This is a genomic window from Clostridium sp. HBUAS56017, from assembly GCF_007115085.1.
Classification (GTDB): Bacteria; Bacillota; Clostridia; order Clostridiales; family Clostridiaceae; genus Clostridium; species Clostridium cibarium.
Window position 1 is genome coordinate 41697 of the sequence record NZ_SULK01000018.1, and the last position, 12479, is coordinate 54175.

Genomic DNA, 12479 nt, shown 5'->3' on the forward strand with positions numbered 1-12479 from the left:
CATATAAGATATATAATAGGTAACAATAGAAATAGAACTACTGGTTAAATCCCGGTAGTTCTATTATTATGATGTATTTTTTCAATTTAACTAATTATTTGCTGTTAATAGGTTTGTTGGATTAGGGAAAAAGTTAATTATTTAGCATATTTGGATACTAGTTCAAGTAGTTCTGGTTCATAAGAATTTACATATTCATAGAAATTAATATTTCTATTTTCAATAAGTAATGCTAGTTCATATAGAAAATGTGGTATTTCTCTTGCTAGTATATCACCAAATATTTTTCCAAGTTTTGCATTGTTATTTCCAAATGATCCATTTATGTGAAGTTCGAAGACATCTTCTATAGTATCATCAACTTTTTTACGTTTTCCTGTGAAACCAATATCAACTATTTCATGAACACCACATGAATTTCCACAGCCAGATATATGGATTTTTGGAAGTATATCTTTTGTATATCCTTTTTCTTTGAAGAAATTAATTATTTCATTTAAAGTTTTTTGACTTTGCAAAATTCCTACTTGACATATTGGAACGCCAATACAAGATACACTTTGTTCAAGAGAAGTTTCTCCACCAAGTCCTTGAGTCAGCAAAAGTAGTTTCTTAGCTTCTTCGCCATTTAAATTTCTAAAATAAATGCCTTCAGTCATTGTAAGTCTTATATCTAAATCTTCTACTGATTTTAATGAATCTAATAGTTTTCTTAAATCTTTAATATATATTTGACCGCCAATTGGATGGAAATATACACTGTATAATCCATCTTGTTTTTGTTCATATAATCTTGGATGTTTAATATCTATTTTCTTTCCTTCTTTTAGATATTCTTTTGAGTTTACTATTAAATCTAAATTTTCTTTACTCATAACTTCTTCTAAATGTTTTTTATAGGTTTGAATAAATGTATCTTTGCCCATTCTTTCTAGGATGTATCTTATACGAGCTTTACTTCTATTTTGATAATCACCTTCAGCTATAAACATATTAGTCATAGCTTCTATATGGTAAAGAACCTTGCTTGGTTCAATAAGTTCATCATATTCAATAGCAGTTTTAGGATTTCGACCAAGGCCACCAGCCATAAAAACTTTAAAATATTCTTTGTTATCTTGTTTGGTAGCTAGAAACCCTAAATCAGTAACGGTACAGTGTCCAAAATCTGCATCACTACTTGAAAAAGATACCTTAAGTTTTCTTGGTAATTTATATGATGTTATTTTGTTTAAAAAGTGATTATTTACAGCTAAAGCATATTGAGTAACATCAAAAGCTTCTAATCTATCAACTCCAGAAAGTGGAGATAGAGCTACATTTCTTGGATAATTTCCACCACTTCCTCTAGAATATATTCCATTTTCTATTCCATCTTTCATTATCCCACATATGTCGTCTATTGATAAGTTATGGTATTGGACAGCTTCTCGTGTAGTCAAGTGTATTTTATCTAATTCATATTTTTCAGCTAAATTACATAAAAACTTTAGGTTAGATATATTTGTTATACCAGAAGGTATTCTAAGTCTTATCATAAATTCTTTTTTGCTACGTTCAGAATATACTCCCATTCCGCCAGAAACTTTTTTAAAATCTGCAACGGAAACTTCTCCTTGTAAAAATTTATGACCTATTTCTCTAAAGTTTTCTATTTCATTTAACAACTCTTCATTTAAATTATTCAAAATTATTCCTCCTTACGTAAAGCAAAGTTACTTTTATCACATTATATCACAAGCTTATAAGTTTAGTATGTGATAAAAAATACAAATTTAATGAAATTTACGGTGAAATTGTAATATTAATCCTAGAACTAATTAAAAAAGAGTGAGTTTTTGCTGAAAAGTTTTAGCCTACTTTCTATTTTAAAGATTTTTAGAAAAAAACTAATTTATAATTGTTGTTTATTAAAATATTTTATTTATTAATAGAAAAATGTTACAATTTTAATTATAAAAGGATAAGTAAGATAAGTCTGTATATTTAATATAAATGGAGGTAAGGTATGAGGTTAGAAATAAGTAACTATTTAAAAAAAGTTAAACCGTTATTAAAAGAATTATTAAAAGAATTATTAAAAGAATATGATTATGCATCAATATTAGCAACAGATTCTAAGGGTAAAAAGTATAAAGTAGACAAGAGTAATATAGAGCTAGGTGATGAATATTTCTCTGAAAGAGGTTTTTTAGCTAGAGTATACTGCAGTGAAGGATATTTTGAATATGCTTTTGATGAAATTAGTAAAGAGGAAATTCCTAGTTTGCTTAATAATATAAAAGAGGCTTCAAAACTCAGAAATAATACTAATTTAGATACTATAAAATATGAAAAGAAGGTTGAAGAAAAAATGTTCTTTTCAAAAGGTGTAGATATAAAAATACATCCAGAGAAAGTTAGTGCGGAAAAAATTATTAATGAATTAATAAGTATTAAGGATAATGCACTTAAATATGAAAAAAATCTTTTGGATATTTTTATTATGTATGATTATCTAGTTGTAAATAAGATGTTTATCTCATCAAACAAAGATTTAGAGCAGGCATATATTAATTCCATGGCAGTAGTTATTCCATATATAAATTCTGATAACGGTATTAAGGAGAGATACACTGGTTTTAGTGGCATAAAGGGAGTAGAAATATTGGAAGAAATAAAAGAAGAAGTTGAAGGCGCAATAGATATAGCTAAAGAATTAGTAAAAGCTGAGAAGATGATTTCTGGAGAATACGATGTTGTATGCACTCCTGTTATTACTGGATTAATAGCTCATGAAGCATTTGGACATGGTGTAGAGATGGATATGTTTTTGAAAGATAGGGCAAAATCAAAGGATTATATAGAAAAATATGTAGCATCTCCTCTGGTAACAATGAGAGATGGTGCAGTAGCGGCTCTTGAAAATGGCTCATATTTCTTTGATGATGAAGGGGAAATAGCCAGTGATACTGTAATTATAGAGAAGGGTATATTAAAGTCAGGAATTAATGATATGTTGACAGCTAATGCGTTAAAGGTAAAATCTACAGGTAATGGTAGAAGAGAAAGCTTTCATAGAAAAGCATATACAAGAATGACAAATACATTTATAGAAAGTGGTAAATCTACATTAAATGAAATGATTGCGTCGATAGATTATGGATTTTTAATAGATGAAATGAGAAGTGGTATGGAAGATCCTAAAAATTGGGGTATTCAATGTATGGTTAACATAGCAAGAGAGATAAGAAATGGAAAATTAACTGGGAAAATATATTCGCCAGTTATTATGACAGGATATGTGCCAGATTTGTTAAAGTCTGTTTCAATGGTGTCAAAAGATTTTGAGTTATCAGGTTGTGGACATTGTGGAAAAGGGTATAAGGAATATGTTGTTGTATCTGATGGTGGACCATACATTAAATGTAAATGTAGATTAGGGTAAGGAGGTATTATAATGTTAGAAGTTATATTAAGGGAACTTAAAAATAATAATATTGATGAATATATTATTACAGAAAGTCAATTAGAAGCTGTAGAACTTTATTTTATAAAAAAAGATTTGGAAATGAATAGAAAGAAAAAGTTGAAAGAATATAGTGTTAGAGTTTTTAAGAATTTTATTGGAAATGGAATAGAGTATAAAGGAGATTCAACTGTAAAAATACATGCTTTTACTAGTGAAGATGAAATGAAAAAAATAATAAAAGATGCGTATTTTTCTGCTTCATTTGTTAAAAATAAATCATATTCACTTCCCGATGGATTTATGGGGGTAATAAAAGAGAAAAATAATATGAGTAAATTAAGTTTAGAAGAAAATGCGATAGAAGTGAAAAAATCATTATATAAATATGATAATTTAGATAAGGGGTTTATTAACTCAGCAGAAATATTTGTGGAAAAAAATAATAAAAGAATAATCTCATCTAAAGGAGCCGATGTTTCATTTGTAAAATATAATGTTTCAGGTGAATTCATAACACAGTGGATAGAGAATCAAGATATAGAAATTTACAATAACTTTAGTTATGATAGCCTACCTGGAGAAGAATTATCTTTAAAGGTTAAGGAAGCATTGATAGCAGCAAACTACAGGGATAAAAGTAGTGAACCATTAAAAAGTGGAAAGTATAATTTAGTTCTATCAGGGGATAGTGTTATAGAAATATTAAATTATTATATAGCTCAATCTAGAACATCATTTGTTTATAATAAATATAGTGATTTTAAAATTGGAGATTTATTACAAGGAGAAGATGTTAAAAGTGATAAGTTAAACTTAATATTAAGTTCTAGTATTCCTGTAGATGATAATGGTACAAAGCTAGTAGATAGAGTTTTATTAGAAGATGGAAAGTTAAAAACCTTACATGGCGATTTTAAGTTTGCAGATTACTTAAATGTACCTAAAACAGGGGATTATAATTGTGCTTCATTAAAAGGTGGATCTGTAAGCGTTGATGAAATGTTTCAAGAAGGAGATATTCATATTTTAAGATTTTCAGATTTTCAAATGAATCCTTTGACAGGTGATTTTGGAGGAGAAATAAGATTGGCTTTATTAAAAAAAGATAATAAGGTTATACCTTTTACGGGGGGATCATTATCTGCAAATATTAAGAAATTACAAAGTGATATAATACTATCTAAGGAAATATATAATAATAATTCCTCTACAACCCCCAAGGCTATAAAATTCAAAAATGTTGAAATATCAGGGAGCAATTAAAGGGAGTAATATATAAAGAAATTTATATGTTTTATAATTTTTTATTATCCAAGCATGTAAACCCATGACAATAAAATAATTGTCATGGGTTAGTTTTGTTAAGTAATAGTTCTAGAAGAAGGTAAACTTTCTAAGTCATTTGCTTTTTCAATGCTTTTTTCACTAGGTGAATAATTAGCTTTTGAATTTGGAAGATACAGTCTTTTGAATATTTTTACATCAGAATCGCTAGGACCTGATGTGTTTTGAACGGGAATTTCTTGTATAGGATAATCTCCTGACATTTTATTTGAGGGAATTTTCTCTTTATTCATTTAAACACTCCTAACATATTTATATATAATTCTATTTATATAAATATTCTTTGAAAAAGGAAGAGTATTATTCATAGAATATTTAAATAAAGCATATCAATATATAATTAAGACTGAAAATGGAAGGTGAGAGTCATGTCAGTAGAGAGTATGCTAATTAAAAAACTGTTTAAACAAGAAAATCAAACTCCATTTAAAGTTATATTTAAAGATGGAGAAGTATTAAATATAGGTGAAGGAAAAGCAAAATTTGTAATTAGGATTAATGGTAATATAGATAAAAATTTATTGATCACGAGTACATCATTAGCTTTAGGAGAAGCTTATATGGATAAGATAATAGAGATGGAAGAAGGAGATTTATATAATGCTTTAGATATTTTATTAGGTAAATTAGATGAATTTAAAGTAGATGAAAAAGCTTTAAGTAAATTAATGTTTTCTTCTACATCTAAAAAAAATCAAAAGAAAGAGGTCACTTCGCATTATGATATAGGAAATGATTTTTATGAGATGTGGTTAGATGATACTATGAGTTATTCATGTGGATATTTTAAAAATAATAATGATACATTGCTTGAAGCTCAGAAAAATAAGGTTCAACATATCTTAAAGAAGTTGCAATTAAGTGAGGGAATGAATTTACTTGATATTGGATGTGGATTTGGATATTTATTAATTGAAGCAGCAAAAAAATATAAAGTTCATGGTTTAGGAATTACATTAAGTGAACAACAGTATTTAAAGTTTAAAGAAAGAATTAGGGAAGAAAATTTGGAAGAGTATTTAGAAGTTGAACTTATGGACTATCGTGATCTGAAAAAGAGTAATTTGAAATTTGATAGAGTTGTAAGTGTTGGAATGATAGAACATGTTGGTCGTCCTAATTATGATCTTTTCTTTAAAAATGTTGATTTGATTTTAAAGGACAAAGGATTATTTCTATTACATTTTATAAGTGGAAGAAGAGAATACCAAGGAGATCCATGGATTAAAAAATATATATTTCCGGGAGGTGTTATTCCAAGTCTCAGAGAAATTATAAATATTGCAGGTGAGTTAAATTACTATACATTAGATGTTGAAAGTTTGAGAAGACATTACCAAAAAACATTACTTTGTTGGTATGAAAATTTTAATAATAATATAGATGAGATTTCAAAGATGTTTGATGAAAGGTTTGTTAGGATGTGGAAGTTGTACTTAGGTGCATGTGCTGCATCTTTTCATAATGGAATGATAGATTTGCACCAAATATTATTCTCAAAAGGAAATAACAATGAATTAGAAATGACAAGAGAATATTTATATAAATAGAAAATTTAGAAGGTACAGTTACTAAATTAGCTGTACCTTCATTTATTGTGATTTATGGCAAGTGATAAATAATATAATTATGTTAATGCTAATTATTTAATTGTTATATCATCTAATGCTACATAACCATAGTATTTATAGTAAGTAAATCTTATTTGTTTTGTATTTTTATCTAGATCATAGCTTAAGGTATCTCCGTAACTTGGAAAATCAGAAATATCATCAATAGTTGTCCAGTTAGTTCCATCAAATTTTTCAATTAGGAGTTCTGAATAATATATGCTATTTCCCTTTAGCCAAAATGATAGAGTTCCTTGACCTGAAAGGTCGAAGCTAGGTGTTACAACTGTACTTCCATCTGAGTTTAATCTTAAAGCTGGTGCTGATTTTCCAGAATTACTGCTTGTAGTATATACACCTATACCAGATGAAATATCCCATCCTGTTGGTATTCCTGATGATATAGAACTGCTTGTTCCAACTAGATTATCAAAACCTTCATTTAAGGAATCTGATTGTTGTGAACCAGAAACGGTAACAACGCAAGTAGCTGTTTTTCCGCCATCTACTGTTTTAGCAGTAATTACTGCTTTACCAGCAGCTTTTGCAGTTACAAGACCATTAGATACTGTAGCAACGGATGGGTTGCTGCTTGACCAAGTAACAGATTTATTTGTTGCATCAGCAGGTGTAATTGTTGTGCTTAAAGATACAGTACCGCTTACATTAAGAGTGGCAGAAGTTCTATTTAAAGAAACGCCTGTTACCTTAACTGTATCAGTTGATGAACCAATTCCTACGGCTGCATATGCATTATTTATAGCTGAAACTTCAGCACTATTAGCACCGTACAAGTCAGTTGCTGCTTGAACTAATGCATTTCTAGATCCAAGGAAGTTAGTTGAAGAAGTCATATATTCTGTTAATCCTCTATAATAGATTTTTGCAGTTTTTTCACATCCTATAGATTGAGCTACTAAATATGCAGCTTTGTTTGGAATACCTGAATTAGTGTGAACTCCGCCATTATCTGAAGAAGTATTTACATAGTCGCTCATATTATCTGGTTGATCATATAATGTTGGATTAGCTAAGCTTCTAAGTGCATCTCCAGGTTTATTTGGGGTATAAACATCATCTCCAACTACCCAGTCAGAAGAATTGAATTCCCATGTTCCGCCATTTTTAACGTTATATCTGTCATATGTTTGAATAAGTACTCCTAATATATCGGATATAGACTCGTTTAATGCCCCAGATTGATCTTGATAAGTTAAGTTAGCAGTACGTTCAGTAACTCCGTGAGTCATTTCATGACCAACCACATCTAAGTCACCACTTAAATAAGTAAATGTGCTTCCATCACCATCGCCGTATACCATTTGAGATCCATCCCAAAAAGCATTGTTATAGTTAGAACCATAATGAACTGTAGATACTAAATTCATACCATTATTATCGATACTTGTTCTGTTAAATAAGTTTTTATAGAAATCATATACAACTCCAGCAAAATAATGAGCGCTAACAGCAGCTTTTAATGAAGTAGTATTGAAAGTACTTGAATTGTTAGTAATTAAAGTACCTGGTTGAGTTTCTCTATTGTTAGCAGTGTAAGTTAATATTTGACTTCCAGAGCTAGCTTTGGTAGTATCCTTTAGCTGATACTTGCTTCCAGATAAATAGATATTAAGTGGTTTAGTACTTCCATCAACAGCTATGCCAGTTCCTTTTGCAGCACCGTCGTATCTAATTTTATCTTCTTTGTTTATTATAGTTCCTGAAGTAGCTTCAACATAAACATCATAGTTTGTTATTTCAGGTTCATAAAATTTAATATTTACTTTATAAGTTTTATAGGCTTGTCCATCTTTAATGAAGGCTACAGTTTCTACTTTAGGATCATAAGCCAATTCCTTATATTTGAATTCTTTTTCAGCTATTTTTATAGCATCCTTTTCTGTTATGGATTTGTCTCCTAGCTTAGAAATGCTTGAAATTTTATTTTCTACGTCTCCTGTGACATTAGTAGCTTGTCCATCTTTATTATAATGAAGAATAATAGATTTATCTTTAACAGGTATACCATCAATATATTGATTCATTTTAACGTGTGTAAATCCTAAAGAATCTCTTTCGGATTTTTCAATCTTAAGATTATCTTGTACGTTATCCAAATTAAATAATTCCTTGTTTTTCTCAATAAAGTTAAGTGCATCATCGTTATTTGTTATTTCTTCATCCGATAACTTTCCTGATAGAAATACTTTTCCTTCTGAAGAATCGATATCGTATTTTAGTTTATTATCACTTAAACCTTGAAACTTTTGCAAAATTTGTTCTTTTGAGTCTGATATCGCGATTTTCGAATCAGTGGCGTAAGCTACATTAGGTAAAAGTGATAAAGTTAAAGTTGAACTAATTAATAGTGATAAAATTTTCTTTTTCATAAAAATACCCCCAATATAATATTTATTTGCTATTAAATTACAATTGCAACTGTTGTAAATAATTTTACAGTAAATATAAAAACTGTCAATAGAATACTGCTAAAAATATTATTTTTTTAATATATTTGGATGAAAATTATAAAAATGAAAAAAATGCAACTATAAACTTAATTAATACAAGTTTTTCAATAAATGACTAAAAAAGTAAATTTATTAAAAGTGCTTTTTAAATCTCTATTTCAGTCATAGAATACTTAAATTAAGTGAGAAATGTAGAATAAGGAATAAAGTGGGGATTTTACGAGGATAACAAGAAAATTGTACCAGTAAATGGTACAATTTATTAAAATAGTGGAGGTGATTTTATGAATTATAGAAAAATTAAAAGAGCAATAGCACTTATAATAGTAACTCCTATATTTTCAGTTGTGGGATTTACTATGCCAGCTAAAGGAGAGGTTTTGCCAAAGTATGCAAACAAAGTTGTAGAATCAAAGGAAGAGAAAGTCAAAGAACCCTACAACTACGCCAAGGCTTTTCAGTTATCTATGTACTTTTATGATGCAAATAAATGTGGCCAAGTAAATGGAAATGATAAACTAACTTATAGAGGAGATTGTCACTTAGATGATGCTAAAATACCACTTGTACCTAGAGAAAATCAAGGAAAAGGGACAAACATGTCTAAAGAGTTTATCGATGCAAATATAGATACACTAGATCCAGATAAAGATGGTTGTGTTGATTTAAGTGGAGGGTATCATGATGCAGGTGACCATGTTAAATTTGGCCTACCACAAAGTTATTCAGCTTCAACTTTAGGTTGGGGGTATAATGAATTTAAAGATGCCTATGCAAGAATTGGAGAGCAACAACATATAGAAGATATTTTAAGATGGTTTAATGATTATTTCTTAAAATCAACTTTTAGAGATAAGGATGGAAATGTCGTAGCATTTGCTTATCAAGTAGGTGATGGAAATTCAGATCACTGTTATTGGGGATCACCAGAATTACAAACTACTGATAGACCAGCATATTTTGCAACATCAGAGACTCCTGCCAGTGATCAAAGTGCAGGTGCGGCTGCTTCTTTAGCAATAAATTATTTAAACTTTAGGGATAAAGATGCAGAATATGCAAATAAATGTTTAGATACAGCTAAAGCATTATATAAATTTGCACAAAATAATAGAGGCCTTGGTTTCTCAGGAGGATACTATAACTCAGGTGGAGATGAAGATGAACTTTCTTGGGCAGCAGTATGGCTAAATATTGCAACTGGAGAAAATTCTTATATAAATGACATAACATCTGTAGATGAAAGTGGAAATTATACAGGTTATATTAAGAAGATTCTACACAGTAAAGCAGATTCATGGCAAAATATTTGGGTTCATTCTTGGGATACAGTTTGGGGGGGGGTATTTGCAAAACTTGCACCTATAACCAATGATCCAAACCATTGGTATTACTTTAGATGGAATGCAGAGTATTGGTCAGGTGTTCAACATGAAAGTTCAAGTGATGCAACTTATTTAAAACCAACACCAGGCAATTTTAGAGTAATAAGTACTTGGGGATCTGCAAGATATAATACAGCAGCTCAGCTTTGTGCTTTGGTCTACAATAAATACAAGCCTAATAAAGGATTTGTAGAATGGGCAAAATCACAAATGGATTATATTTTAGGAGATAATCCTTTAAATAGATGTTACGAAGTTGGATATTCAGAAAGCTCAGCTAAGTATCCACATCATAGAGCATCTCATGGATCAGTAACAAATAGTATGGAAAATCCAGTAGAATCAAAGCATACTTTATGGGGAGCTTTAGTTGGAGGACCAGATTTTGAAGATAAACATGAGGATGTTAGAACAAATTTTGTATATAATGAGGTAGCTATTGATTATAATGCAGCCTTTGTTGGAGCTCTTGCAGGACTTTATGATATATATGGTGAAGGGCAAGAGCCAGTAAAAAACTTCCCACCAAAGGAAGAAGATACTACACCTTTCTATACAACTGCAAAGGTTGAACAGGAAAATAAGGAAAGAACTCAAGTAACAGTTAGGGTAAACAATGATACTGCTAATCCACCACATAAAGTATCAAACTTGAAAGCAAGATATTTCTTTAATATTTCAGAAATGCAAAAAGCAGGACAAACTATTAAGGATTTAAGTGTTCAAGTAATGTATGATCAAGCCAAAACTCAGGATTCAGTTGCTACAGCAATAAATGGACCATATGCTTACGATGAGGAAAATGGTGTTTATTATGTTGATATTGATTGGGATGGAGATAACTTTCATGGAACTAGAGAACTTCAATTTGCTTTAGTTGCAGCTCAGGATTCTAATTATACAACCCATTGGGATCCAAGTAATGATTGGAGTAGAACAGGGCTTTCAACTACTGACTTAACTAAAACTGATAATATATCAGTGTATTTAGGTGAGAAAAAGGTATTTGGTACAGAACCAGCAAAAGCTGCAACAATAAATATTGTTACACCAACAGATAAACAAGAAATAGATTATACTGGTAAAAATAAGAAACCAATAAATATAACTACAGATGTAAAGGCTAATGATGAAAAGATTGATTATGTAGAATTCTATGCAGATGATAAAAAGATAGGAGAAGCAAAGGAAGAGCCATATTCGATTGAATACATTCCAGAAAGTGTTACTTCAGATATCTTTAATAAAGACGTAGTATTAACAGCAAAAGCAATTACTACTACCGGAAAAGCTGTGTTAAGCAGTTCAGTTAACATTAAAGTTATTTATAAAATACCACCAGCACCAGTGGCCAATATAGTAATACCTGAAGAAGGAAAGATATTAGATGTAGCTTCAGGTGAAACAGAAACTGATATTAATATAGAACCTATTGATGAAAATTCTGATGTAGAAAAGATAGAAGTTTTTGCAAATGATGAAAAGATAGGTGAAGTATCTGGTAATAAGGGTACTGTAAAATATACAGCTCCTACAGATAGTAATTTACATGGATTGGTTAAAGTAAATATTACTGCTACAGCAACCTTAAAGGATGGAAGTATAAAACCATGTGTTCCAGCTGAGCTAAAGTTAAAATATCCTGTAAGTTGCAGCTTAAATTTAGATATTACAAAGAGTACAGATGATTCAACAGTAAATACAGTTGGCACTAATTATTTAATAACCAATACTGGAAGTGAAGCTGTAGATTTATCTAGGGCTAAGATACGTTATTATTTTAAGAGCGATTCTAAGGCAAGTCAAAAGTTCTTCAGTGATCATGCAAGTATGGTGTTTAGAACTTCACCATGGTATGTAGATGCCACAAGTAGCATTAAAGGAAAATTTGTTAAGCTAGAGAAGCCAACTGAAAATGCAGATACTTATTTAGAAATATCTTTTGAAGGTTTAAAATATTCTTTAGGAGCTAATGGAACTATTGAATGTCAAACACGTTTTGCAAATGCAGATTGGTCTATGTTTAACCAAGAAGATGATTATTCATATAAGGATAATAACCATATCGTTTTAATGTATGATGAGGTAGTTGTAAGTGGTGTTGAACCAGAATAGTATTTATTTAAGAAGTAGAGGACAAGTCATATGGCTGTCCTCTTTTTGTGCATGTTTTGTTAGAAAAAGTGCAAATTATCTTATAATAAATGCTTTATAGAAA

At 29.8% G+C, this 12479-nt stretch carries 7 protein-coding genes; 4 read left to right on the top strand and 3 right to left on the bottom strand.

The features are described 5' to 3' along the window. Positions 1 to 137 precede the first annotated feature (137 nt). Positions 138 to 1688, bottom strand: coding sequence for a nitrite/sulfite reductase (locus FAY47_RS14750; RefSeq protein WP_143317671.1), 1551 nt, complete (start codon positions 1686 to 1688; stop codon positions 138 to 140). Between the two features lie 320 nt (positions 1689 to 2008). Between FAY47_RS14750 and FAY47_RS14755 the strand changes: the two genes are divergently transcribed. Continuing rightward, entirely contained in the window at positions 2009 to 3427 is a 1419-nt protein-coding gene (locus FAY47_RS14755; protein WP_143317672.1) for a TldD/PmbA family protein, read from the top strand. A gap of 12 nt (positions 3428 to 3439) precedes the next feature. Then, positions 3440 to 4714 carry a metallopeptidase TldD-related protein gene (locus FAY47_RS14760; RefSeq protein WP_143317673.1) on the top strand — a complete coding sequence of 425 codons (1275 nt, stop codon included), beginning with the start codon at positions 3440 to 3442 and terminating at the stop codon, positions 4712 to 4714. 98 nt (positions 4715 to 4812) lie between these two features. Here FAY47_RS14760 and FAY47_RS14765 read toward each other — a convergent pair whose 3' ends face one another. Beyond that, entirely contained in the window at positions 4813 to 5028 is a 216-nt protein-coding gene (locus FAY47_RS14765) for a hypothetical protein (protein ID WP_143317674.1), read from the bottom strand. A gap of 135 nt (positions 5029 to 5163) precedes the next feature. Here FAY47_RS14765 and FAY47_RS14770 point away from each other — a divergent pair, with 135 nt between their 5' ends. Beyond that, on the top strand, positions 5164 to 6345 hold the full coding sequence (locus tag FAY47_RS14770) for a cyclopropane-fatty-acyl-phospholipid synthase family protein (protein WP_143317675.1): 1182 nt from the start codon (positions 5164 to 5166) through the stop codon (positions 6343 to 6345). Between the two features lie 92 nt (positions 6346 to 6437). Here the strand turns inward: FAY47_RS14770 and FAY47_RS14775 are convergent, their stop codons facing one another. Beyond that, a complete protein-coding gene (locus tag FAY47_RS14775) occupies positions 6438 to 8795 on the bottom strand; it encodes a M4 family metallopeptidase (protein ID WP_143317676.1) in 2358 nt (785 codons plus the stop codon). A gap of 365 nt (positions 8796 to 9160) precedes the next feature. Here FAY47_RS14775 and FAY47_RS20345 point away from each other — a divergent pair, with 365 nt between their 5' ends. Then, positions 9161 to 12376 carry a glycoside hydrolase family 9 protein gene (locus FAY47_RS20345; RefSeq protein WP_185966848.1) on the top strand — a complete coding sequence of 1072 codons (3216 nt, stop codon included), beginning with the start codon at positions 9161 to 9163 and terminating at the stop codon, positions 12374 to 12376. Positions 12377 to 12479 lie beyond the last annotated feature (103 nt).